This window comes from Klebsiella terrigena (assembly GCF_012029655.1).
GTDB classification, from domain to species: domain Bacteria; phylum Pseudomonadota; class Gammaproteobacteria; order Enterobacterales; family Enterobacteriaceae; genus Klebsiella; species Klebsiella terrigena.
In genome coordinates this window covers 1256757-1280318 of the sequence record NZ_CP050508.1, presented here as the reverse complement: position 1 = coordinate 1280318, position 23562 = coordinate 1256757, and the positions used below count along the sequence as shown (strand labels likewise).

The 23562-nt window shown below is 55.1% G+C and carries 22 protein-coding genes, 1 tRNA gene, 1 rRNA gene and 1 other annotated feature; of the genes, 9 read left to right on the top strand and 15 right to left on the bottom strand.

Annotation, left to right across the window (positions count from 1 at the left end):
- Positions 1-225: 225 nt before the first annotated feature.
- The 5 genes from HCK03_RS06150 to rluD all read right to left on the bottom strand — a co-directional run bounded on the left by HCK03_RS06150 (position 226) and on the right by rluD (position 6803).
- A tRNA-Glu gene (locus tag HCK03_RS06150) sits at positions 226-301 on the bottom strand.
- A gap of 85 nt (positions 302-386) precedes the next feature.
- A 16S ribosomal RNA gene (locus tag HCK03_RS06145) occupies positions 387-1928 on the bottom strand.
- Positions 1929-2392: 464 nt separating this feature from the next.
- Complete coding sequence (gene clpB / locus HCK03_RS06140) at positions 2393-4966, bottom strand: ATP-dependent chaperone ClpB (protein WP_041146776.1); 2574 nt, start codon at positions 4964-4966, stop codon at positions 2393-2395.
- 128 nt (positions 4967-5094) lie between these two features.
- Complete coding sequence (gene yfiH, locus HCK03_RS06135; protein WP_115192099.1) at positions 5095-5826, bottom strand: purine nucleoside phosphorylase YfiH; 732 nt, start codon at positions 5824-5826, stop codon at positions 5095-5097.
- Positions 5823-6803 (bottom strand): 23S rRNA pseudouridine(1911/1915/1917) synthase RluD, encoded by a 981-nt coding sequence (rluD, locus tag HCK03_RS06130; RefSeq protein ID WP_041146778.1) that lies wholly within the window; start codon positions 6801-6803, stop codon positions 5823-5825. Before rluD ends, yfiH begins: the two co-directional genes overlap by 4 nt.
- Before the next feature lie 131 nt (positions 6804-6934).
- On the opposite strand from rluD, the gene bamD reads away from it, so the two are divergent.
- From bamD to pheA, 4 genes are all read left to right on the top strand, one after another.
- Complete coding sequence (bamD, locus tag HCK03_RS06125; RefSeq protein WP_041146779.1) at positions 6935-7672, top strand: outer membrane protein assembly factor BamD; 738 nt, start codon at positions 6935-6937, stop codon at positions 7670-7672.
- Positions 7673-7944: 272 nt separating this feature from the next.
- On the top strand, positions 7945-8280 hold the full coding sequence (raiA, locus tag HCK03_RS06120) for a ribosome-associated translation inhibitor RaiA (RefSeq protein WP_041146780.1): 336 nt from the start codon (positions 7945-7947) through the stop codon (positions 8278-8280).
- A 121-nt stretch (positions 8281-8401) separates the two neighbouring features.
- Positions 8402-8526: a sequence feature (Phe leader region), on the top strand.
- The gene (pheL, locus tag HCK03_RS26225; RefSeq protein WP_121497579.1) at positions 8403-8450 is read left to right on the top strand and encodes a pheA operon leader peptide PheL; all 48 of its coding nucleotides are present in this window, start codon (positions 8403-8405) and stop codon (positions 8448-8450) included. (Overlaps the previous feature by 48 nt.)
- 90 nt (positions 8527-8616) lie before the next feature.
- The gene (gene pheA, locus HCK03_RS06115) at positions 8617-9777 is read left to right on the top strand and encodes a bifunctional chorismate mutase/prephenate dehydratase (protein WP_041146781.1); all 1161 of its coding nucleotides are present in this window, start codon (positions 8617-8619) and stop codon (positions 9775-9777) included.
- On the opposite strand, the gene HCK03_RS06110 is transcribed toward pheA, so the two are convergent.
- The 3 genes from HCK03_RS06110 to aroF form a co-directional block, all read right to left on the bottom strand.
- Positions 9774-10646, bottom strand: coding sequence for an SMP-30/gluconolactonase/LRE family protein (locus tag HCK03_RS06110; protein ID WP_143966587.1), 873 nt, complete (start codon positions 10644-10646; stop codon positions 9774-9776). The genes pheA and HCK03_RS06110 overlap by 4 nt on opposite strands.
- A gap of 66 nt (positions 10647-10712) precedes the next feature.
- On the bottom strand, positions 10713-11834 hold the full coding sequence (gene tyrA / locus HCK03_RS06105; RefSeq protein ID WP_041146782.1) for a bifunctional chorismate mutase/prephenate dehydrogenase: 1122 nt from the start codon (positions 11832-11834) through the stop codon (positions 10713-10715).
- 9 nt (positions 11835-11843) lie between these two features.
- Entirely contained in the window at positions 11844-12914 is a 1071-nt protein-coding gene (gene aroF / locus HCK03_RS06100) for a 3-deoxy-7-phosphoheptulonate synthase AroF (RefSeq protein WP_041146783.1), read from the bottom strand.
- Positions 12915-13262: 348 nt separating this feature from the next.
- Here aroF and HCK03_RS06095 point away from each other — a divergent pair, with 348 nt between their 5' ends.
- Genes HCK03_RS06095 through HCK03_RS06085 form a run of 3 tightly spaced genes read left to right on the top strand, consistent with a single transcriptional unit; the run spans position 13263 to position 15482 of the window.
- Positions 13263-13772, top strand: coding sequence for a regulatory sequestration protein YfiR (locus tag HCK03_RS06095; protein ID WP_071844964.1), 510 nt, complete (start codon positions 13263-13265; stop codon positions 13770-13772).
- Positions 13765-14988 carry a diguanylate cyclase DgcN/YfiN gene (gene dgcN / locus HCK03_RS06090; RefSeq protein ID WP_041146784.1) on the top strand — a complete coding sequence of 408 codons (1224 nt, stop codon included), beginning with the start codon at positions 13765-13767 and terminating at the stop codon, positions 14986-14988. Before HCK03_RS06095 ends, dgcN begins: the two co-directional genes overlap by 8 nt.
- A gap of 11 nt (positions 14989-14999) precedes the next feature.
- Positions 15000-15482 carry an OmpA family protein gene (locus tag HCK03_RS06085; protein WP_041146785.1) on the top strand — a complete coding sequence of 161 codons (483 nt, stop codon included), beginning with the start codon at positions 15000-15002 and terminating at the stop codon, positions 15480-15482.
- 5 nt (positions 15483-15487) lie between these two features.
- Here HCK03_RS06085 and HCK03_RS06080 read toward each other — a convergent pair whose 3' ends face one another.
- From HCK03_RS06080 to ffh, 7 genes are all read right to left on the bottom strand, one after another.
- Complete coding sequence (locus HCK03_RS06080; RefSeq protein WP_123550857.1) at positions 15488-16858, bottom strand: PepSY-associated TM helix domain-containing protein; 1371 nt, start codon at positions 16856-16858, stop codon at positions 15488-15490.
- 58 nt (positions 16859-16916) lie between these two features.
- Complete coding sequence (locus HCK03_RS06075) at positions 16917-17369, bottom strand: DUF2946 domain-containing protein (RefSeq protein ID WP_167691274.1); 453 nt, start codon at positions 17367-17369, stop codon at positions 16917-16919.
- Positions 17370-17490: 121 nt separating this feature from the next.
- Entirely contained in the window at positions 17491-17838 is a 348-nt protein-coding gene (gene rplS, locus HCK03_RS06070; RefSeq protein WP_041146788.1) for a 50S ribosomal protein L19, read from the bottom strand.
- A 39-nt stretch (positions 17839-17877) separates the two neighbouring features.
- Complete coding sequence (trmD, locus tag HCK03_RS06065) at positions 17878-18645, bottom strand: tRNA (guanosine(37)-N1)-methyltransferase TrmD (RefSeq protein ID WP_041146789.1); 768 nt, start codon at positions 18643-18645, stop codon at positions 17878-17880.
- Positions 18646-18676: 31 nt separating this feature from the next.
- Positions 18677-19225, bottom strand: a complete 549-nt coding sequence (gene rimM, locus HCK03_RS06060) for a ribosome maturation factor RimM (RefSeq protein WP_041146790.1) — start codon at positions 19223-19225, stop codon at positions 18677-18679.
- An 18-nt stretch (positions 19226-19243) separates the two neighbouring features.
- On the bottom strand, positions 19244-19504 hold the full coding sequence (gene rpsP / locus HCK03_RS06055) for a 30S ribosomal protein S16 (protein ID WP_167691273.1): 261 nt from the start codon (positions 19502-19504) through the stop codon (positions 19244-19246).
- A 240-nt stretch (positions 19505-19744) separates the two neighbouring features.
- A complete protein-coding gene (gene ffh, locus HCK03_RS06050) occupies positions 19745-21109 on the bottom strand; it encodes a signal recognition particle protein (RefSeq protein WP_041146792.1) in 1365 nt (454 codons plus the stop codon).
- A 167-nt stretch (positions 21110-21276) separates the two neighbouring features.
- On the opposite strand from ffh, the gene HCK03_RS06045 reads away from it, so the two are divergent.
- Together HCK03_RS06045 and HCK03_RS06040 are read left to right on the top strand one after the other, a co-directional pair.
- Positions 21277-22068, top strand: a complete 792-nt coding sequence (locus HCK03_RS06045) for a cytochrome C assembly family protein (protein WP_041146793.1) — start codon at positions 21277-21279, stop codon at positions 22066-22068.
- 159 nt (positions 22069-22227) lie between these two features.
- Positions 22228-23514, top strand: a complete 1287-nt coding sequence (locus HCK03_RS06040; protein ID WP_167692398.1) for an HlyC/CorC family transporter — start codon at positions 22228-22230, stop codon at positions 23512-23514.
- Positions 23515-23562 lie beyond the last annotated feature (48 nt).

The window sequence follows — 23562 nt, the reverse complement described above, 5'->3', positions numbered from 1 at the left end:
AACCCGAAGCTGTTTCGTAAAACAGGTCGTGTTGTGAAAATTTGAGAGACTCGAACACACCGTTTTTCCTTTCTTATTACGGAGAAAGGAAACAGTGCGTCGTTTCAATTTTCAGCTTGATCCAGATTTTTAAAGAGCAAATATCTCAAACGAGATTCGCTATTAACATAACGGAATCTGTTTTGAGATATTGAGGTCGGCGACTTTCACTCACAAACCAGCAAGTGGCGTCCCCTAGGGGATTCGAACCCCTGTTACCGCCGTGAAAGGGCGGTGTCCTGGGCCTCTAGACGAAGGGGACACTGAAGTCTCAATCGCAAGACGCCTTGCTATTTACTTTTCATCAGACAATCTGTGTGAGCACTACAAAGGCAGGTTCTTTTAGGTAAGGAGGTGATCCAACCGCAGGTTCCCCTACGGTTACCTTGTTACGACTTCACCCCAGTCATGAATCACAAAGTGGTAAGCGCCCTCCCGAAGGTTAAGCTACCTACTTCTTTTGCAACCCACTCCCATGGTGTGACGGGCGGTGTGTACAAGGCCCGGGAACGTATTCACCGTGGCATTCTGATCCACGATTACTAGCGATTCCGACTTCACGGAGTCGAGTTGCAGACTCCGATCCGGACTACGACATACTTTATGAGGTCCGCTTGCTCTCGCGAGGTCGCTTCTCTTTGTATATGCCATTGTAGCACGTGTGTAGCCCTACTCGTAAGGGCCATGATGACTTGACGTCATCCCCACCTTCCTCCAGTTTATCACTGGCAGTCTCCTTTGAGTTCCCGGCCGAACCGCTGGCAACAAAGGATAAGGGTTGCGCTCGTTGCGGGACTTAACCCAACATTTCACAACACGAGCTGACGACAGCCATGCAGCACCTGTCTCAGAGTTCCCGAAGGCACCAAAGCATCTCTGCTAAGTTCTCTGGATGTCAAGAGTAGGTAAGGTTCTTCGCGTTGCATCGAATTAAACCACATGCTCCACCGCTTGTGCGGGCCCCCGTCAATTCATTTGAGTTTTAACCTTGCGGCCGTACTCCCCAGGCGGTCGACTTAACGCGTTAGCTCCGGAAGCCACTCCTCAAGGGAACAACCTCCAAGTCGACATCGTTTACAGCGTGGACTACCAGGGTATCTAATCCTGTTTGCTCCCCACGCTTTCGCACCTGAGCGTCAGTCTTTGTCCAGGGGGCCGCCTTCGCCACCGGTATTCCTCCAGATCTCTACGCATTTCACCGCTACACCTGGAATTCTACCCCCCTCTACAAGACTCTAGCCTGCCAGTTTCGGATGCAGTTCCCAGGTTGAGCCCGGGGATTTCACATCCGACTTGACAGACCGCCTGCGTGCGCTTTACGCCCAGTAATTCCGATTAACGCTTGCACCCTCCGTATTACCGCGGCTGCTGGCACGGAGTTAGCCGGTGCTTCTTCTGCGAGTAACGTCAATCACTAAGGTTATTAACCTTAACGCCTTCCTCCTCGCTGAAAGTACTTTACAACCCGAAGGCCTTCTTCATACACGCGGCATGGCTGCATCAGGCTTGCGCCCATTGTGCAATATTCCCCACTGCTGCCTCCCGTAGGAGTCTGGACCGTGTCTCAGTTCCAGTGTGGCTGGTCATCCTCTCAGACCAGCTAGGGATCGTCGCCTAGGTGAGCCATTACCTCACCTACTAGCTAATCCCATCTGGGCACATCTGATGGCATGAGGCCCGAAGGTCCCCCACTTTGGTCTTGCGACGTTATGCGGTATTAGCTACCGTTTCCAGTAGTTATCCCCCTCCATCAGGCAGTTTCCCAGACATTACTCACCCGTCCGCCGCTCGTCACCCAAAGAGCAAGCTCTTCTGTGCTACCGCTCGACTTGCATGTGTTAGGCCTGCCGCCAGCGTTCAATCTGAGCCATGATCAAACTCTTCAATTTAAGTTTGATGCTCGTGAATTAAACTTCGTAATGAATTACGTATGTTCACTCAGAGACTTGGTATTCATTTTTCGTCCGAGGACGTTAAGAATCCATGTCACTTTGAGTGCCCACACAGATTGTCTGATAAATTGTTAAAGAGCAGTGCAACGCGCTTTAGCGCTCTGTCGCGAGGTCCCGTATATTACGTTTTCCTCATTCAGAGTCAAGCGTTTATTTTGCTTTTCTCTGTCGGCTTTCGCGGCTGATATTCAGCGCTGGAGCCTTCTGACCCGGCGGCGTGTTGGCCGTTGTTCCGTGTCAGTGGAGGCGCATTATAGGCGGTAATTCTGAGGTGACAAGTATAAATTCAAAAAAATGATGCGTTCGATTACTTTTCACACAAAACCACGTTCAGACTTTAATTCTTGCCTGGTTTTTAAACAAAAACGAGCCCATCGGGCCCGTTTTTGTCGTTTTGTGATTTACTGCACTGCCACTATCCGCTCATCTTTCACTACCAGCTGCACTTCTTTACCGGGAATAAGTTCACCGGAAAGGATTTGCTGCGCCAGCGGGTTTTCGATCTGCTGCTGGATGGCTCGTTTTAACGGCCGCGCACCGTACACCGGATCGTAACCATTCGCACTGAGCAGCTTCAGCGCCTCATCGGACATGCGCACTTCATAGCCACGCTCTTCCAGACGTTTGTACAGACGCTGCAGCTGAATCTGAGCAATAGAGGCAATGTGTTTTTCACCCAGCGGGTGGAATACCACAACCTCATCTATACGGTTGATGAATTCCGGACGGAAGCTTTGGCTAACAACGCCCATAATCACATCTTTCATATGACTATAATCCAGCTCACCAAACCGCTCCTGAATCAGATCGGAGCCGAGGTTAGAGGTCATAATGACGACCGTATTACGGAAATCGACCGTTCTCCCCTGCCCGTCCGTCAAGCGCCCATCATCCAGCACCTGCAGCAGAATGTTGAACACATCAGGATGCGCTTTTTCGACCTCATCCAGCAAAATCACCGAATAAGGACGACGGCGCACGGCTTCCGTCAGATAGCCGCCCTCTTCGTAACCGACGTATCCCGGAGGCGCACCCACCAGCCGCGAGACGGAGTGTTTCTCCATAAACTCGGACATATCGATACGCACCATCGCGTCATCGCTGTCGAACATGAAGTTTGCCAGCGTTTTACACAGTTCGGTTTTACCGACACCGGTCGGCCCAAGGAACAGGAACGAGCCGATAGGACGGTTAGGATCGGACAAGCCGGCACGGCTACGGCGAATAGCGTTAGATACCGCCTCCACCGCTTCATTTTGGCCAATGACGCGGTGATGCAGATCCTGCTCCATACGCAGCAGTTTTTCACGTTCGCCTTCCAGCATTCGCGCGACCGGAATACCGGTCCAGCGTGCCAGCACTTCGGCAATTTCCGCATCCGTCACTTTATTACGCAACAGACGCATCGTTTTACCTTCAGACTGCGTGGCCGCTGCCAGCTGTTTTTCCAGCTCCGGGATTTTGCCGTACTGCAGTTCTGACATTCGGGCCAGGTCGCCAACGCGTCGCGCCTGCTCGATGGCAATTTTTGCCTGTTCCAGCTCGGCTTTAATCGTCTGCGTTCCGGAGAGCGACGCTTTTTCCGCCTTCCACTCCTCTTCTAATACTGAATACTGACGTTCTTTATCCGCCAGCTCTTCATTCAGCATATCCAGACGCTTCAGGCTTGCCTCATCGGCTTCTTTCTTCAGCGCCTGCTGCTCCAGCTTGAGCTGAATAATACGCCTGTCGAGTCGGTCGAGCTCTTCCGGCTTCGAGTCAATCTGCATACGAATACTGGAAGCGGCTTCATCAATCAGGTCAATCGCTTTGTCCGGCAGCTGGCGGTCGGCAATATAGCGATGCGACAGGGTCGCGGCCGCGACGATAGCCGGATCGGTGATCTGCACATGATGATGCAGCTCATAGCGCTCTTTTAAGCCACGCAGAATCGCAATGGTGTCTTCCACCGAAGGTTCAGCCACGAAGACTTTCTGGAAACGCCGCTCCAGCGCAGCATCTTTTTCAATATATTGCCGATACTCATCGAGGGTAGTCGCACCGACGCAGTGCAGTTCACCGCGCGCCAGCGCAGGCTTCAGCATATTACCTGCATCCATCGCGCCGTCCGCTTTACCCGCGCCCACCATGGTATGCAGCTCGTCGATAAACAGAATGACGTTGCCTTCCTGCTTCGAGAGATCGTTCAGCACGCCTTTCAGACGCTCTTCAAACTCGCCGCGATACTTAGCGCCCGCCACCAGCGCGCCCATGTCCAGCGCCAGTACCCGCCGGCCTTTTAGCCCTTCCGGTACTTCGCCGTTGACGATACGCTGTGCCAACCCTTCGACGATAGCCGTTTTACCGACGCCAGGTTCACCGATAAGCACCGGGTTATTTTTAGTCCGCCGCTGCAGTACCTGAATAGTACGGCGAATCTCTTCATCACGACCAATGACCGGATCCAGCTTGCCCTGTTCAGCACGCTCGGTCAGATCGACGGTAAATTTTTTCAATGCCTGACGTTGGTCTTCGGCACCCTGATCGTTCACGCTTTCACCTCCACGCATTTGTTCAATCGCCTGAGTCACATTGGCGGTTGTTGCACCGGCAGATTTCAACAGGTCGGTTAGCGTACCGCGTGATTCAAGCGCCGCCAGAACGAACAGTTCCGACGAAATAAAGTTGTCCTTCCGCTTTTGCGCCAGCTTGTCGCAAAGGTTCAGAATACGCACCAGATCCTGCGACGGCTGCACGTCGCCGCCGGTGCCTTCCACCTGCGGTAAACGGCTCAACGCCTGAGTAATACTGGTGCTTAACTCGCCGGCGTTAATGCCCGCTGAAGTTAATAAAGGACGCACCGATCCCCCTTCCTGATTTAGCAAGGCGCTCATTAGATGAAGAGGTTCGATGAATTGGTTGTCGTGCCCTAGCGCGAGCGACTGGGCATCGGCAAGAGCAAGCTGGAATTTATTGGTAAGACGGTCCAGACGCATAACTCCTCCCATAACAGGTCAAATTTGCTACTGGAGATTAAATGAGGTCATCCCTCAATTATTCAAGGTTAAAGACCTGAACTATGCGAAAAATAAGTCTGCCTTCCGGACCGTCTTGATGCACCAGGTTATATCAGCCAGATAAAACTAGCCATACGACCCGTCGTCTTATCGCGACGATAAGAGAAAAAATCGTCCTTTTCGCTTAGCGTACAGCGATCGCCGCCGAAGATTTGCTCCACGCCGACGTTGGCCAGGCGCTGGCGAGCCAGCTGATAGATATCGGCAAAGTATTTCTCACCGACCGGACGAAAAGCGCTGTCGGCCTTCGCATCTTTGCTCATAAAGGCTTCGCGAACTTCCGCGCCGACTTCAAAAGCCTCGGGACCGATAGCCGGGCCGAGCCACGCCAGAATATTCTCCGGCTTATCGGCGAAGCAGGCGACCGTTTCCTCCAGCACGCCGTCGCATAATCCTCGCCAGCCCGCGTGGGCCGCCGCGACTTCGGTACCCGCACGGTTGCAAAAAAGCACCGGCAGGCAGTCTGCGGTCATCACCGCGCAAACGGTGCCCGGCGTATTACAGTATGACGCATCCGCACGTTTTGAGGCATACGGCCCGCCGTCGAGTTTCAGCACCGCCGTCCCGTGAACCTGTTCGAGCCACACCGGATACGCGGGGAGCCCGCCTGCAGCAAACATCCGCCGGCGGTTTTCTTCAACATCGGGCAGATTGTCTCCGCAATGGGCGCCCAAATTAAGCGAGCCATACGGAGGCAGGCTAACGCCGCCAACGCGCGTGGAGCTACAGGCCGCCACGCTTTCCGGCATTGGCCACTGCGGTACAATCAGTTTAGTCATAGCCAGTCAATACGGTCCTTGTGCTCTTCATAATCGGCGCGCATCGCGTCAATCAGCTCAACCATATCCTGAGGGATCGGCGCGTGCCACTCCATCTCAATACCGCTGATCGGGTGATACAGACGCAGCATTGTAGCGTGCAGAGCCTGACGATCGAACTGGCGCAGTGCGGTGATGAACTCCTCTGACGCCCCTTTTGGCGGACGCGGACGGCCGCCGTAGACCTGATCGCCAACCAGCGGATGGGTGATATGCGCCATGTGTACGCGGATCTGGTGGGTACGGCCGGTTTCCAGACGCAGACGCAGGCGCGTATGAATGCGGAAATGCTCCATAATGCGGTAATGCGTTACCGCCGGTTTACCCATCGGGTGCACCGCCATATGCGTACGCTTCGTCGGGTGACGACTAATCGGTTCTTCTACCGTGCCACCAGAGGTCATGTGACCAATCGCTACCGCTTCATATTCACGGGTGATTTCGCGCAGCTGCAGCGACTCCACCAGACGCGTTTGCGCCGGAATGGTTTTCGCCACAACCATCAGGCCGGTGGTGTCCTTATCCAGTCGGTGGACAATGCCCGCACGCGGAACATCGGCAATCGTCGGACAGTAGTGCAGCAGCGCATTCAGCACAGTACCGTCAGGATTGCCCGCCCCCGGATGGACGACCAGGCCGCGCGGCTTATTGATCACGAGGATGTCGTCATCCTCGTAGACGATATTGAGCGGAATATCCTGCGGTTCGAAGCGCACATCTTCTTCGATTTCAACATCGATAGAGACGCTTTCTCCCCCTAAAACTTTCTCTTTCGGCTTGTCGCTGACAGCGCCGTTTACCAGCACTCGCTGGTCAAGGATCCATTCTTTTATGCGCGAACGCGAATAATCCGGGAACATTTCGGCCAAAGCCTGATCTAAGCGTTGCCCGAGTTGATTTTCGGACACCGTTGCGGTGAGTTGTACTCGTTGTGCCATATACAGCTTCTTCGTTTAACGTTGGGTTTTACGGCTTTGCCGTATAATATAGTGTGCTATTGTAGCTGGTCTTAATCGGGAGCAGGAACAGAGATTCTCCCGCATAAACATTTTGAGGAAGTCAAAACGTCATGACGCGCATGAAATACCTGGTGGCAGCTGCCACACTGAGCCTGGCTTTGGTGGGTTGCTCCGGCTCAAAGGAAGAGGTGCCTGATAATCCGCCGAATGAAATCTACGCGACTGCCCAGCAAAAACTGCAGGACGGTAACTGGAAACAGGCAATAACGCAACTGGAAGCGTTGGATAATCGCTATCCGTTCGGCCCTTATTCCCAACAGGTACAGCTGGACCTGATTTATGCGTACTACAAAAATGCCGATCTGCCGTTAGCTCAGGCGGCCATCGACCGCTTTGTTCGTCTGAACCCTACCCATCCTAACATTGATTACGTCATTTATATGCGTGGTCTGACAAATATGGCTCTGGATGATAGCGCGCTGCAAGGATTCTTCGGTGTCGATCGCTCCGATCGCGACCCGCAGCACGCACGCGATGCCTTCAATGACTTCTCGAAACTGGTGCGCGGCTATCCGAACAGCCAGTATTCGACCGATGCCTACAAACGTATGGTGTTCCTGAAGGATCGTCTGGCGAAGTACGAACTGTCGGTCGTAGATTACTATACCGACCGCGGCGCGTGGGTTGCCGTCGTAAACCGCGTTGACGGCATGCTGCGTAGCTATCCGGATGCGCAGGCTACCCGTGACGCATTGCCGAAAATGGAAAACGCCTATCGCCAGATGCAAATGAACGCACAGGCAGATAAGGTGGCCAAAATTATCGCGGCTAACGGCAAAAACACCTGATCGCTTTTGATGTAAGCAAAACGGCAGCCCCAGGGCTGCCGTTTTTTTATTCATATGAGCTATACGCTGAAGCGTTTTAGCGTCAAGTCATCCTATCAAATATGACGCTCTTTCCCTCGTTCGACAAGTAAAATATCCCCCGTTCCTGTCCTGCCTCACAAATTGCATTCGTTGACAAAAAGTGACATTAAAATGTGATTTAGATCACGCATTTTGACATTGGGCGAGGTATGCTGAGTTCACCAAGACGGGAAAGACAAGAGGTAAAATTTATGACAATGAACATTACCAGTAAACAAATGGAAATTACTCCGGCTATTCGCCAGCATGTCGCAGACCGTCTCGCCAAATTGGATAAATGGCAAACCCACTTAATCAACCCGCACATCATTCTCTCCAAGGAGCCGCAGGGTTTTGTCGCTGACGCAACCATCAATACACCAAACGGTCACCTGGTTGCCAGCGCGCGAAGTGAAGATATGTACGTCGCGATCAACGAATTAATCAACAAGCTGGAACGGCAGCTGAACAAAGTGCAACACAAAGGGGAAGCCCGCCGCGCCGCAACATCGGTGAAAGAGGCAGGCTTTGTGGAAGAAGAAGAGTAATCCTGAACTTTACTGTCCTTAACTTAATATTGTGTAACGCCACGCGCCTTCGGGCGCGTTTTTTATTGACAGGATGAAAACAGTCCGGGTACTGTAATCCCAGCCGATTAAAGGAATTTATCTTGAAACTACTGCCGTTCTTCTTCGCATTCTTTTTTACCTTCCCCTAACCGGGAGGCAATTCGTCGTGTGATAAAGAATGCGAAGACGAACAACAAGGCCTCCCACCAGGGAGGCCTTTTTTATTTATGCCCGCTATTTTTCAGGCTGCACGCGCGCTATCGGTAGCTCGAACGATTTAGGGTATCTAAACCAATAACAAGAAAGGCAACACATATGACCGAGGAAAATCCATTACTGGCCCTGCGCGATAAGATAAGCGCCCTGGATGAGAAGCTGCTCGCGCTGCTGGCAGAGCGCCGCGGGCTGGCTGTCGAAGTCGGCAAGGCCAAGCTGGCGTCGCATCGCCCGGTACGTGATATCGACCGCGAGCGTGACCTTCTGGAGCGCCTGATGACGCTGGGCAAAGCCCATCATCTGGATGCACACTACATCACCCGCCTGTTCCAGCTGATCATCGAGGATTCCGTTCTCACCCAGCAAACCCTGCTGCAGCAGCACCTGAATAAGATCAACCCACATTCAGCGCGCGTCGCTTTTCTGGGGCCAAAAGGGTCATACTCGCACCTTGCCGCCCGGCAATACGCGGCCCGTCATTTTGAACAGTTTATCGAAAGCGGCTGCGCCAGGTTTGCGGATATCTTCGACCAGGTTGAAACCGGCCAGGCTGACTACGCGGTAGTGCCAATCGAAAACACCAGCTCTGGCGGGATCAACGACGTCTACGATCTGCTGCAGCACACCACCCTGTCGATCGTTGGCGAACTGACGATCCCTATCGATCACTGCGTCCTGGTTGCCGCCTCTACCGATCCGCAGCAAATTAACACCGTCTACAGCCATCCGCAGCCGTTCCAGCAGTGTAGCCAGTACCTAAGCCGCTATCCGCACTGGAAAATCGAATATACCGAAAGTACCTCGGCGGCAATGGAGAAAGTCGCGCAGGCCAAATCGCCAACCATCGCGGCGCTGGGCAGCGAAGCCGGCGGTGCGCTGTACGGACTGCAGGTACTTGAACACTGCGAGGCCAACCAGACGCAAAATATCACCCGCTTCCTGATACTGGCGCGCAAGGCGGTGAACGTCTCCGATCAGGTTCCGGCAAAAACCACCCTGCTCATAGCGACCGGCCAGCAGGCGGGTGCGCTGGTAGAAGCGCTGCTGGTACTGCGCAACCACAACCTGATCATGACCAAGCTGGAGTCGCGCCCAATCTACGGCAACCCGTGGGAAGAGATGTTTTATCTGGATATCCAGGCCAACCTGGAATCCATCCCCATGCGCAAAGCGCTCAAAGAGCTGGCGGAGATCACCCGCTCAATGAAGGTACTGGGCTGCTATCCTGGCGAAAACGTGGTGCCCGTCGAGCCCATCTAACGCTCGATAAACGCCCGCTTCTTCATCCCTGCCACCGCAACCGGCAGGGTGAAGATCGCGCCGGAGAGCGGATATTTCGCCACTTCATCCGCAGCCATGTTTTCCCGGGTGGTGGTGATAAACAGCGTACGCATATCCGCCCCGCCAAAACAGACCATCGTCGGGCAGCGTACCGGCAGACGATACTCTTCCAGCTGTTCGCCGGTCGGCGAGAAGCGGGCTATACGCCAGCCGTCAAACATCGCGCTCCAGTAGCACCCTTCGACATCGATAGCCGCGCCGTCAGGAATACCTTCCCCCGGCTGAAAGCGCCGGAAAACCTCGCGCCTGCCCGGCTCGCCCTGCTCATCCAGCGGCGTACGGTAGATAACGGCATTCGGCGTATCGGAGGTATACATCCAGCGCCGGTCCTCGCTAAAGGCAAGGCCGTTAGCGCCCCGGATATCGCACTGAATGACCCGCGGGGTAAGATCGCTGTCAATACGCACCAGAAGCGCGCCGTTATAATCTCCCGGCGCCCAGAAGGTGCCGGCATAAAAGCGCCCGTCGCGATCGGTCCCGCCGTCGTTAAAACGGGCCAGCTGCGGGTTGCTTGGGTTGTCGCAGATTTTGCGACGCAACAGGCCGCGCGCGTCGGTTAACCAGATAGCGCTACGCAGCGCCACGATAAAGCCGCCCTTCTCGCGCAGCGCAAAGCAGCCGACCTCTTCAGGAAACTGCAGGACTTGATGCTCACCGCTGTGCATCTCGTAACGGTGAATTTCGCCCGCCATAATATCGGCCCAGTATAGAGCTTGCTCAGCCTCATTCCAGGTCGGGCATTCCGGCAGGTGTCCGGCGTAATCAAACAGCGGTTGTGGTTCAGCCATCGTTTTCATCCCTATAAAAAAAGCCAGCGGGTTGCCCCTCTGGCTTTGATTATATACGGTTTTCAGCTACTGCCGATTATCATTCGCCTGGCGCAGCAGCGTGCGGCTTTCGCTCTGGAAGCGCTGGGCATAATCGCCAAACCAGTGCTCAACTTTGCGGAAGCTGTCGATAAACGCCTGCTTATCTCCCTGCTCCAGCAGGCCAATCGCCTCGCCAAAACGCTGGTAGTAGCGCTTAATCAATGCCAGGTTACTCTCCGACGACATAATAATGTCGGCGTAGAGCTGCGGATCCTGGGCGAAGAGCCGGCCCACCATCGCCAGCTCAAGGCGGTAAATCGGTGACGACAGCGCCAGCAGCTGCTCCAGGCGAACGTTCTCCTCCGCCAGGTGCAGGCCATAGGCAAAGGTCGCAAAGTGGCGCAGAGCCTGAATAAACGCCATATTCTGATCGTGCTCAACGGCGCTGATGCGATGCAGACGGGCGCCCCAAACCTGAATTTGCTCAAGGAACCACTGATAGGCTTCCGGCTGGCGGCCGTCGCAGTAGACCACAACCTGCTTGGCGAGGCTGCCGCTGTCCGGACCGAACATCGGATGTAAGCCCAGCACCGGGCCATTATGCGCCGCCAGCATCGCCTGCAGCGGTTCCGCTTTAATTGATGCCAGGTCAACCAAAATGCAGTCCGCCGGCAGCGAAGGCAGGCGGGCAATCGTTTCAGCCGTGGTATGAATAGGGACGCTGACGATCACCATCCCGGCGTCGGCAACGATCTCCGTCGCCCGCGGCCAGTCTTCTTTCTCCAGAATACGTACCCGGTAGCCTGAAAGCGTCAGCATTTTCTCGAACAGGCGCCCCATCTGCCCGCCGCCGCCGACAATCACCACCGGCCGCAGGTTCGGACAGAGTGTTTTAAAGCCCTTGTCGTTTTCGCTGGAATAGGACTCGCGCATCACGCGGCGCAGCACGTCTTCAATCAGATCCGGCGGCACGCCGAGCGCGGCCGCCTCTTCGCGGCGGGAGGCCAGCATCGCCGCCTCCCGCTCCGGGACGTAAATGGGCAGGCCGTATTTGCTCTTGACCTCGCCCACTTCCGCCACCAGCTCGAGGCGCTTAGCCAGCAGGCTCAGCAGCGCCTTATCAACTTCATCAATTTGATCGCGCAACGCGGTCAGTTCAGCAACCATACTATCCTCTTACGCCAGACGAGCCGCCAGATGGCCGCGCAGATCCTTATCAAGTTCGCGGAGCAACGCATCGGTGGTTTCCCAGCTGATGCAAGCATCGGTGACGGATACGCCGTATTTCATATCACAACGCGGCTGCTCAGAGGACTGGTTGCCTTCGTGGATATTACTCTCAATCATCAGGCCAATAATGGAACGATTGCCATCCTTGATCTGCGCGACGACGGATTCTGCCACCGCTGGCTGACGGCGGTAGTCTTTATTGGAATTACCATGACTGCAATCTACCATCAGCGACGGCTTCAGTCCCGCCTGAGTCATCTCTTTTTCGCACTGCTCGACGTCCTGCGGGCCGTAGTTTGGCGCTTTACCGCCGCGCAGAATGACGTGACCATCCGGGTTGCCCTGGGTTTGCAGCAGGCAGACCTGGCCGGCCTGGTTAATCCCGACAAAGCGGTGCGGCATCGCTGCGGCGCGCATGGCGTTGATCGCCGTCGCCAGGCTACCGTCGGTACCGTTTTTAAAGCCGACCGGCATTGACAGGCCGGATGCCATTTCGCGGTGCGTCTGGGATTCAGTGGTACGTGCGCCGATAGCCGACCAGCTGAACAGATCGCCGAGGTACTGCGGGCTGTTAGGATCCAGCGCTTCAGTGGCCAGCGGCAGCCCCATATTGACCAGCTCGACCAGCAGCCGACGCGCAATCTTCAGACCGCCTTCAACATCAAACGAGCCATCCATGTGCGGATCGTTAATCAGCCCTTTCCAACCGACGGTGGTGCGGGGTTTTTCAAAATAGACGCGCATGACCAGGTAGAGGCTATCGCTGACCTCTTCGGCAAGTGCTTTAAAACGATGAGCGTACTCAATTGCCGCTTCCGGATCGTGAATTGAGCAAGGACCGCAGACCACCAGCAGGCGCGGATCGCGGCCGGCAATGATCTCAGAAATGGTCCGGCGAGACTGCGCGATCTGCGCTTCCTGCTCGATATTCAGTGGAAACTCAGCTTTCAGCTGGTCCGGGGTCAGTAAAACCTGTTCGTCGGTAATATGTACGTTATTCAGCGCGTCTTTTTGCATGATTGCGATCCTGGGTAGCTCGTTTGCGATAGTGTTTTCCTCACTGAGGAGAACGTAACGATACCACACAAAGTAAAGATTTCAATCCATATTCCGTAAATTTTACTTTACACAAACAAAATAAATGGCCCTTTATCCGCCATTAAACGTAAACTTAAATTAACACCACCCGCAGCAGCCGCCAAATAATTATCCGTCGGGCCACCTTTTCTTTACGAAAAATCCTGGCCAAAATTAACCCATTGCAAAGACCGTGGCTAATGACGATTTTCACCAACAATGCTATTCTTCGGCCGGGCAACAGCGCGCTGCAATTCACGTACCATGACGAACCAGACGGATCCGTTAATGAAACAATTTCACCGTCTTTTTTTGATGTCTTTGTTATTCATCGTGAGCTATCCCGCTTTTGCCGCCGGGCCGTCTGCAAATGTGCGAGCCATTGTTTCAGGGATCGTGACGTACACCCGCTGGCCAGAACTCTCCGCCCCGCCCAGGCTGTGTATATTCTCTACGTCACGCTACACCCAAAGTCTGACCCAGCAATCGCCTGAGGCTTTGCCCTACCAGCCGGTCGTTGTTCACAGCACAGAGGAAGCGTTGAATACGGTTTGTGATGGTTTTTATTTTGGTAGCGAATCGCCGTCACAGCAGTCCGAATTCACCTCTAAATACCGGCCAAGGCCCCTATTACTTATCGCGGAACAGAATACCGAATGCGCTATTGGCAGTGCTTTTTGCCTGATCATCAATGACGACAGGGTCAAATTCTCCGTTAATCTTGATGTCCTGACGCACAGCGGTGTGCGGGTCAATCCAGATGTACTGATGCTTGCCCGGAAAAACGCACATGAATAAGGATTATCCTAAGGGCCCGCGCCCCACCTTCAAAAGAGCGCTACGCCGTATCAGCATGATAAGCGTAATCATATCGATGACTCTGGTCTGGCTGCTGCTCAGCACCGCCTCCGTATTTACGCTGAAACAATACGCGCAGAAGAATCTCGAGCTCACTGCCGCCACAATGAGCCGCAGCCTTGAAGCGGCGCTGGTGTTTGGCGACAGCGCGGCGGCGGAAGATACGCTGGCGACGCTGGGGAAGCAGGGACAGTTTTCCAAAGCGCTGGTGCTTGATAGCCAGAAAAAGCATTTTGCCCTCTGGCATAACCACGATCTGGTGAGTGAAGAAAAACTCAGCGGCCTTATCAGCAAATGGCTTTTCCCACAGCCCACCGTGCAGCCCATCTGGCATGAAGGGAAAATAATCGGCGAGCTTCGCCTGACGGCGCTGGATCGGCTGATAAGCCACTTCCTCGGTATTTCCATTATCGTGCTGACCGGCAGCATCCTGCTGGCGTCCTTTATCGCCCTGCTGCTGACCCACTCCCTGCACCGCGGCATCGTTACCGCGCTGCAGAGCATTACCGAAGTGGTGCACGATATCCGCGAAAACCGCCACTTCTCTCGTCGCGTTCCCGAAGAGCACATTGAAGAGTTTCATCTTTTCGCCCAGGACTTTAATAGCCTGCTCGGCGAGATGGAGGACTGGCAGCGGCAGCTGCAGGCCAAAAACGCCCAGCTTCTGCGCAGCTCTCTGCACGATCCGCTGACCGGGCTTGCCAACCGCGCGGCGTTTCGTAACGTCATCAGCAAACTGATGAATGACGACGTCACCCACCGCAGCTCCGCGCTCTTATTCCTTGATGGCGACAACTTCAAGCTCATCAACGATAACTGGGGGCACGCGACGGGCGATAAGGTCTTAATCGAAGTGGCCAGCCGGCTGATGGCGTTTGCCGGTACCGACCATCAGGCGTGGCGGCTAGGCGGTGACGAATTTGCCATTCTGCTGCGCAATGTCCACACCGAGGCTGAAGTCCAGGCGCAGTGCGCCTTACTCTCGGCACAGTTTCTCCAGCCGTTTAATCTGCACAACGGCCACACCGCTACCCTGTCGCTCAGCATTGGTTACGCGCTGGCGTGGGAGCATACTTCTGCCGAAAATCTGCAAGAGTTTGCCGATCAAAATATGTATCGGATGAAACATCAGCGTTTACAGCAGGTACAAAAATAAAAGGAATCATCATGCTCAGGAAATATTTTGCTCCCGCTCTGCTGGCCGCGGTTTTTCTCACCGGCTGCCAGGCTCCGCAAGGAAAATTCTCTCAGCAGCAGGTTGCGGCGATGAAGTCCTACGGCTTTACGGAAAGTAACGGCGACTGGTCCCTGGGCCTCTCTGACACCATTCTGTTTGATAAAAATGACTACCGCCTGCGTCCCGAGAGCCAGCAGCAAATTCACAGCATGGCTTCTCGCCTTGCCTCAACCGGGATTACGCACAGTCGTTTAGATGGTCATACGGATAACTATGGCGAAGATGGCTACAACGAGATGCTGTCGCTGAAACGCGCAAACAGCGTCGCTGACGCCTGGGCGGAAGGTGCCAGCATCCCGCGCAGCAATTTAACGACCCGCGGGTTAGGTAAAAAATATCCGATTGCCAGTAACGATACGGCCAAAGGTCGTGCCGAAAACCGCCGTGTGACGGTGGTTATCAGCACGCCTTAACCCCCTTAGTCTACTGAACTGGCGAGCGTCACGGCGCTGGCCGCACGCCAGCGCAGATAGTCCACGGCAACACACAGCAGCAGGCTGGCACCCATCAGCGGCAGCGCCAGCCCCAGCAGGACGGCCATCACCAGCGTGAGCGTACGGGCGGGCCATGCCAGATTAAGCCAGGCCTGCACCAGCGTACCGGCCGGATTAAACGCCGCCTTCGGCGGACGGCGGATCCACCATAAGCGATACCCCACGACTATCATCACGCACAGCGCCGCGCCAAAGGCGATCAGCAGCAGCTGATTCGCCAGGCCAAAGAGGATCCCCATGTGGAAATCGACGCCCCAGCGGGTGAGTTTCGCCATCAGCGGGAAATCGGCAAAGCGCGTACGGTCAACAACCTGCATCCGCTCACCGTCAATCGCTACCGCATCCACCCGGGTCGGCCAGCTTCGGTCTATTTCGTTCACCGTCCAGGCGAACCCCGCCCCTTTGGGAGGGCGAATCTCAAGCTTGCTGGCATCGAGACCTGCGCTACGCGCGAGCGTCAGCACCTGGTCAAACTGCTCGCCCTTCAGCGGCGGCATCGTTTCGGGCATCGCCATATTCCCCATATGATGCTCAGCATGGGCATCATGAGCCATCGGCATCGTGGCGTGCAGCCGGGCGTTGACCTGCGGCGTCAGCCAGCCAAAAGCGGCGCGCATCTTATCGACATTATCCCCGGCCCACTGCGACCAAGTTAAGCCGGTCGCTGAGAACAGCAGCATTCCCGCCAGCAGCACCCAGCCGAGGGAAGCATGCAGCCGGCGCGTATTTTGCTGGCGGTTATTGATGCGCCGGCGTGGCCGGGTCATGGCCCATAGCGCAATGCCCCCCAGCGCGGCAACCCACATCCAGGATGCCGCCAGCTCGCTATACAGCCGCCCGATATTTCCTGCCAGCAGGGACCGGTGCGCATAATCAATCCACTGGCGCAGGGGCAAAATACCGCTGGTGCCATAGACCGTCATATCGCCTTTAACCTGCAGGGTTACCGGATCGATAAACAGCGCCCGGGATTCTGACTCTCCCAGCTGCGGGTCGGCGAACATCACCCGCGTGGTCTCGCCGGCGACCATGGCCGGGCGCACCGCCTGCAGGCGAAGATTTCCCTGCGTTAGCGTCTCTGCGGCCGCTATTTGGGCACTCAGCGGCTGCTTCTCCCCGCCGGGTGTCGCGCTCAGCGCGTCGTGATACAGCCAGTTTTCCAGCTGCGGCGTGGCCACATACAGCGTACCGGTTAGCGCAGCCACGAAGATAAACGGCCCGATAAACAGGCCAATATAAAAATGAAGACGTCGCAGCAGGTTCAGCCATGCCGCGCGCGAGGTGCAGGTAGTCATACTTTTCCTTTCCGAAAGCAAAAAGAGAACGTTGCGCAGTGCGCACATTATTTTTTTATCAAGAGGAAACAGCAGACTGGCGCGGCGGCGCGCGGGTGTCGGGATAGAGCCAGGGGAAGTAATGCCAATGCTTCTGCACCGGGCGGACCGTAAAGATACGCAGCCGACGCAGGATGAAGGTAATAAGCAGCGCCAGCGCCAGCAGCAGGCCCGGGACGTGGGCTAGCAGCACGCAGTAGCCGCAGGCCTCGGCGTGGTCGGCCGGCATAGTATGTGAAGGCGCAGACGTCTGCGCAGCGGAATGGGACATCTCCATGCCGTGCGGCATTTCCATGGCGTGAGGCGTATCCGCCATCATCATCGCGTGGTGCATCCCGGGCATCGCGCCCATCGGATCTTTTTGCAATGAGATAGCGATCAGCGGTGCGACGACGATCAGCAGGATCGAAAACAGCGCCAGCCATGCGGCCCGCCGTTTATGTGCTGACTGTCGATAAATATTGCCGGTCACCGCCCCTCCATCGTGAGGGCGATAGTGTAAATGATTTACATCAAGATAGTTAAAACAAAGATAAAAAAAGGGCCAGCCTATCAGGCCAGCCCTTTTTATCAGGATGTCGCGAAAGCGAATCTTAGTTAAGACGCTCTTTGATACGAGCAGACTTACCGGTACGCTCACGCAGGTAGTACAGTTTAGCTTTACGTACAGCACCACGACGTTTAACAGCAATGCTGTCAACTACCGGAGAGTGAGTCTGGAAGACACGCTCAACGCCTTCGCCGTTGGAAATTTTACGAACAGTGAATGCAGAGTGCAGACCGCGGTTACGAATAGCGATAACCACGCCCTCGAATGCCTGCAGACGTTTTTTGGAACCTTCAACAACCCATACTTTCACTTCCACGGAATCACCCGGGCGGAAGGAAGGTACGTCCTGCTTCATCTGTTCTTGTTCAATTTGCTTAATAATGTTGCTCATAATTTAATCTCTTATCCTGGGTAAACTGATATCGGGGGCTTACGCCATCCCATCATGTTTATGCTGCTGTTGTGCGTGTTCAGCTTTGAACTGCGCCAGCAACTTTGCTTGCTCTTCAGTCAGAGCCAGGTTTTCCAAAAGTTCAGGTCTTCTAAGCCAGGTGCGGCCCAGCGACTGTTTCAAACGCCAGCGACGTATCTCAGCATGGTTTCCCGACAGCAACACTGGCGGTACCTCCATCTCTTCTAACACTTCAGGGCGGGTATAGTGTGGGCAGTCCAGCAGACCATCGGCAAAGGAATCTTCCGTTGCCGAAGCTTCATGACCCAGAACCCCCGGAATAAACCGGGAAACGGAATCAATCAGCGTCATTGCTGGTAACTCACCACCGCTGAGTACGTAATCGCCGATTGACCATTCTTCATCAATTTCGGTCTGAATTACGCGCTCGTCTATCCCTTCGTAGCGACCGCACACCAAAATCAGCTTCTGATTCGTTGCCAGTTCGCTGACGCCCGCTTGATCAAGCTTGCGTCCCTGAGGCGACAGATATATCACCTTAGCGCCTTCACCTGCCGCGGCTTTTGCTGTATGGATGGCGTCCCGCAAGGGTTGCACCATCATCAACATCCCCGGTCCGCCGCCGTAAGGACGATCGTCCACGGTACGGTGCCGGTCATGCGCGAAGTCACGAGGACTCCAGCTCTGGATGCTCAGCAGGCCATTTTTTACTGCCCGGCCAGTTACCCCGTAATCGGTAATTGCGCGGAACATTTCAGGAAACAGGCTAATTATGCCAATCCACATAGCGCCGTCTTTTACCGTTTATCCGGAGAATTTAAAAACCAGGATCCCAATCTACTTCGATTGTACGAGTAGCGAGATCGACTTTCTTGATAACCTGCCCATCGAGGAACGGAACCAGCCGCTCCTTGATGCCAAACGCATCTTTCAGGTTTGCCTTGATGACGAGAACGTCATTTGACCCGGTTTCCATCATATCGATGACTTTACCCAGGCCATAGCCTTCAGTGGTGACTACCTGGCAACCCATTAGGTCTTTCCAGTAATAGTCGCCCTCTCCGAGCTTCGGCAGCTGCGAGGAATCCACGATAATTTCGCAATTAGTCAGCAGATTCGCAGTATCGCGATCGTCAATGCCCTTCAGCTTGATGACGATATCCTGATTGTGGTGGCGCCAGCTTTCCAGCTCAACAACCTGCCACTGACCCGCCTTCTGGATTAACCAGGGCTGATAGTCAAAAATGCTTTCGGCGTCTTCGGTGGAGGAAAACACTCTGAGCCAACCACGGATACCGTAGGAAGAACCCATTTTGCCCAATACGATCGGATCAACAGGTGCTTGTGCGGTGTGTTGCTTGCTCATCATGACCACCGTGACAGATTAAGCTGCTTTGTTCGCTGCTTTGTTCGCTGCTTTGATCAGCGTAGCTACGCGATCGGAAACGGTAGCGCCCTGGCCAACCCAGTGAGCGATACGATCCAGATCCAGACGAGTTTCTTCTTCTTTCGCAGAAGCGATCGGGTTGAAGAAACCAACGCGCTCGATGAAGCGACCGTTGCGTGCATTACGGCTGTCGGTGACAACAACCTGGTAGAACGGACGCTTTTTAGCGCCGTGACGAGCTAAACGAATAGTTACCATAACATCCTCTTGTGTGAATAGAACAACCGGGCCCCATCGAGGAACGGGGCCCGGGTGTCATATTAAAAGCCCGAAAATTTTACTGATTTCTGTGCAAAAATCAATTCAAAACTGCAATACGCTAAATAATTCGAGTTGCAGGCAGGCGGCAAGTGAGCAAATCCCCGGGAGCGTACACAAGTACGTGACCGGGGTGAGCGAATGCAGCCAACGCATCTGCGGCTTGAATTATGAGGCGTATTAACGACCAGGGAAGCCCGGCGGCATCATGCCCTTCATGCCGCGCATCATCTTCATCATGCCGCCTTTCGACTTCATCTTCTTCATCATGCGCTGCATATCGTCAAACTGCTTGAGCAGACGGTTAACGTCCTGCACCTGCATCCCGCAGCCCGCGGCGATACGGCGCTTGCGCGAACCTTTGATGATCTCAGGCTTGGCGCGCTCTTTCAGCGTCATCGAGTTGATGATAGCTTCCATCCGCACCAGCACTTTATCGTCCATCTGCGACTTAACGTTGTCCGGGATCTGCCCCATGCCCGGCAGCTTGCCCATCAGGCTGGCCATGCCGCCCATGTTCTTCATCTGACGCAGCTGCTCGAGGAAGTCGGTGAGGTCAAAGCCGTCGCCCTTCTTCAGCTTGGAGGCCAGCTTTTCGGCCTGCGCGCGGTCAACCTTGCTCTCGATATCTTCGATCAGCGACAGCACGTCGCCCATGCCGAGGATACGGGAGGCAATACGATCCGGATGGAACGGCTCCAGGGCTTCGGTTTTTTCGCCGACGCCGAGGAATTTAATCGGCTTACCGGTGATATGACGAATCGACAGGGCCGCACCGCCGCGGGCGTCGCCGTCCACTTTAGTCAGCACGACGCCGGTCAGCGGCAGCGCTTCATTAAACGCTTTCGCCGTGTTCGCCGCATCCTGGCCGGTCATCGCATCGACGACAAACAGGGTCTCTACCGGGTTAAGGGCAGCGTGAACCTGCTTGATTTCGTCCATCATCGCTTCGTCAACGTGCAGACGACCGGCGGTATCCACCAGCAGCACGTCGTAAAACTTCAGCTTCGCTTCTTTCAGCGCGGCGTTAACGATGTCGATCGGCTTCTGGCCGACGTCGGACGGGAAGAAATCAACGCTCACCTGCTCGGCCAGCGTTTCCAGCTGTTTAATCGCCGCCGGGCGATAAACGTCCGCGGAGACAACCAGCACCTTCTTCTTGTGCTTCTCACGGAGGAATTTACCCAGCTTCGCGACGCTGGTGGTTTTACCGGCGCCCTGCAGGCCCGCCATCAACACCACGGCCGGTGGCTGAGCGGCTAAGTCCAGCGCCTGGTTCTCTTCGCCCATTGCCGCAACCAGTTCGTTGCGCACGATCTTGACGAATTCCTGGCCCGGCGTCAGGCTTTTGTTAACTTCATGACCCACCGCGCTCTCTTTTACGCGGCTGATGAAATCACGCACGACGGGCAGCGCGACGTCCGCCTCGAGCAGCGCCATGCGCACTTCGCGCAGGGTTTCTTTAATGTTGTCTTCGGTAAGGCGTCCGCGGCCGCTGATGTTGCGCAGCGAACGCGACAAACGATCGGTTAAATTATCAAACATTGTCTCTCGCCTGAGGTGGAAACTGTCGGTCGCCGCAGCGACACTACAAAAACAAATTTGCCGCAGTATAACACGACATGTACCGGGATGTGATGCAACGGTTGGAGCAGACGTCGCGTAACGCTATACTGCTTCTCTTTCTTATTTAGTCAACAGTCGACGCCCATATGCCTGTTTTTGCTCTACTCGCGCTTGTCGCCTATTCCATCAGCCTGGCGCTGATCGTCCCCGGCCTACTGCAAAAGAACAGCAGCTGGCGGCGGATGGCGATACTTTCAGCAACTATTGCGCTGATTTGTCATGCTTTTGCGCTGGAGTCACGCATTTTCCCCGGCGGCGATAGCGGGCAAAATCTCAGCTTGCTCAACGTCGGCTCGCTGGTCAGCCTGATGATCTGTACGGTGATGACCATCGTCGCGTCGCGCAATCGAGGCTGGCTGCTGCTGCCCATCGTCTACGCTTTTGCGCTGATCAATCTGGCCTTCGCCACCTTCGTACCCAACGAGTACATCACGCACCTCGAAACAACCCCAGGCATGCTGGTGCATATTGGCCTGTCGCTCTTCTCTTACGCAACGCTGATCATTGCCGCCCTGTATGCCCTGCAGCTGGCCTGGATTGACTATCAGCTGAAAAACAAAAAGTTGGCTTTTAGTCACGAAATGCCGCCGCTGATGAGTATTGAGCGTAAAATGTTTCATATCACCCAGGTCGGCGTGGTGCTGCTGACGCTGACGCTGTGCACTGGGCTGTTCTACATGCACAACCTGTTCAGCACGGAAAACATTGATAAAGCCGTGCTGTCGATCGTGGCGTGGTTCGTTTATATCGTCCTGCTATGGGGACACTACCATGAAGGCTGGCGCGGTCGCCGGGTCGTCTGGTTTAACGTCACCGGCGCAGGCCTACTGACGCTGGCTTATTTTGGCAGCCGCGTACTTCAGCAGTTTATTAGCTAAATCCAGACTACGAGCAACTCCACCGGGCAGTATTACAACAGGCCATATGAACGCCAGCAGCGCCGACAAACCGCCGCATATTCTAAGGATGCGAAGGTTACAGTCTCTGCCGGATCGGGCCGGTAATCGTCCGGTGGGACAGGCTTTAAGGAGTCCCTCCTGGAACACATCTCTACCACCACGCTAATCGTGACGTTGGTTATCATGGTGATCATCTCAGCCTATTTCTCCGGTTCTGAGACCGGCATGATGACGCTGAACCGCTACCGCCTGCGTCATATGGCGAAACAGGGCAACCGGCAGGCGAAGCGCGTCGAAAAGCTGCTGCGCAAACCCGATCGCTTAATCAGCCTGGTTCTGATCGGCAACAACCTGGTTAATATCCTCGCCTCTGCGCTGGGGACTATCGTGGGTATGCGCCTGTACGGCGATGCCGGCGTCGCGATTGCCACCGGGATTCTGACCTTCGTGGTGCTGGTGTTTGCCGAGGTCCTGCCCAAGACTATCGCCGCGCTGTATCCGGAGAAAGTCGCCTATCCGAGCAGCTTCCTGCTGGCGCCGCTGCAGATACTGATGATGCCGCTGGTGTGGCTGCTGAACACCATCACCCGCCTGCTGATGCGAATGATGGGCATCAAGACCGATATCATTATCAGCGGGGCGCTGAGCAAAGACGAGCTGCGCACCATCGTGAATGAATCGCGCACGCAGATCTCCCGCCGCAATCAGGACATGCTGCTGTCGGTGCTGGACCTCGAAAAGGTCAGCGTGGACGACATTATGGTTCCGCGTAACGAGATTATCGGTATCGATATTAACGATGACTGGAAGTCTATCGTCCGCCAGCTCACCCACTCGCCGCACGGCCGCATTGTGCTCTACCGCGGTTCGCTGGATGACGCCATCAGCATGCTGCGCGTCAGGGAAGCCTACCGCCTGATGACCGAGAAAAAGGAGTTCACCAAAGAGGTGATGCTCCGCGCCGCGGACGAGATTTACTTCGTACCGGAAGGCACGCCGCTGAGCACGCAGCTGGTGAAGTTTCAGCGCAATAAGAAGAAGGTGGGGCTGGTCGTCGATGAGTATGGCGATATCCAGGGCCTGGTGACCGTTGAAGATATTCTGGAAGAGATTGTCGGCGACTTTACGACCTCGATGTCACCCACCCTGGCGGAGGAAGTGACCCCGCTCAACGACGGCTCGGTGATTATTGACGGCAGCGCCAACGTTCGTGAAATCAATAAGGCGTTTAACTGGCACCTGCCGGAAGACGAAGCCCGAACGATTAACGGCATTATTCTCGAAGCGCTGGAAGAGATCCCCGTTCCCGGTACGCGCGTGCGCATCGAGCAGTACGACATCGATATTCTCGACGTTCAGGACAATATGATTAAGCAGGTGAAGGTGATGCCGGTGAAGCCGCTTCGTGAAAGCGCGGCGGAATAATCGGGCATTAACGCAGTGCAGCGGTGAACCTCGGTTCGCCGTTTTTTT

Excerpts from the sequence above, each read along its gene's own strand:
- clpB (WP_041146776.1), bottom strand. The coding sequence starts at position 4,966 with ATGCGTCTGGACCGTCTTACCAATAAATTCCAGCTTGCTCTTGCCGAT.
- yfiH (WP_115192099.1), bottom strand. The coding sequence starts at position 5,826 with ATGACTAAACTGATTGTACCGCAGTGGCCAATGCCGGAAAGCGTGGCG.
- rluD (WP_041146778.1), bottom strand. The coding sequence starts at position 6,803 with ATGGCACAACGAGTACAACTCACCGCAACGGTGTCCGAAAATCAACTC.
- bamD (WP_041146779.1), top strand. The coding sequence starts at position 6,935 with ATGACGCGCATGAAATACCTGGTGGCAGCTGCCACACTGAGCCTGGCT.
- raiA (WP_041146780.1), top strand. The coding sequence starts at position 7,945 with ATGACAATGAACATTACCAGTAAACAAATGGAAATTACTCCGGCTATT.
- pheA (WP_041146781.1), top strand. The coding sequence starts at position 8,617 with ATGACCGAGGAAAATCCATTACTGGCCCTGCGCGATAAGATAAGCGCC.
- HCK03_RS06110 (WP_143966587.1), bottom strand. The coding sequence starts at position 10,646 with ATGGCTGAACCACAACCGCTGTTTGATTACGCCGGACACCTGCCGGAA.
- tyrA (WP_041146782.1), bottom strand. The coding sequence starts at position 11,834 with ATGGTTGCTGAACTGACCGCGTTGCGCGATCAAATTGATGAAGTTGAT.
- aroF (WP_041146783.1), bottom strand. The coding sequence starts at position 12,914 with ATGCAAAAAGACGCGCTGAATAACGTACATATTACCGACGAACAGGTT.
- HCK03_RS06095 (WP_071844964.1), top strand. The coding sequence starts at position 13,263 with ATGAAACAATTTCACCGTCTTTTTTTGATGTCTTTGTTATTCATCGTG.
- dgcN (WP_041146784.1), top strand. The coding sequence starts at position 13,765 with ATGAATAAGGATTATCCTAAGGGCCCGCGCCCCACCTTCAAAAGAGCG.
- HCK03_RS06085 (WP_041146785.1), top strand. The coding sequence starts at position 15,000 with ATGCTCAGGAAATATTTTGCTCCCGCTCTGCTGGCCGCGGTTTTTCTC.
- HCK03_RS06080 (WP_123550857.1), bottom strand. The coding sequence starts at position 16,858 with ATGACTACCTGCACCTCGCGCGCGGCATGGCTGAACCTGCTGCGACGT.
- rplS (WP_041146788.1), bottom strand. The coding sequence starts at position 17,838 with ATGAGCAACATTATTAAGCAAATTGAACAAGAACAGATGAAGCAGGAC.
- trmD (WP_041146789.1), bottom strand. The coding sequence starts at position 18,645 with ATGTGGATTGGCATAATTAGCCTGTTTCCTGAAATGTTCCGCGCAATT.
- rimM (WP_041146790.1), bottom strand. The coding sequence starts at position 19,225 with ATGAGCAAGCAACACACCGCACAAGCACCTGTTGATCCGATCGTATTG.
- rpsP (WP_167691273.1), bottom strand. The coding sequence starts at position 19,504 with ATGGTAACTATTCGTTTAGCTCGTCACGGCGCTAAAAAGCGTCCGTTC.
- ffh (WP_041146792.1), bottom strand. The coding sequence starts at position 21,109 with ATGTTTGATAATTTAACCGATCGTTTGTCGCGTTCGCTGCGCAACATC.
- HCK03_RS06045 (WP_041146793.1), top strand. The coding sequence starts at position 21,277 with ATGCCTGTTTTTGCTCTACTCGCGCTTGTCGCCTATTCCATCAGCCTG.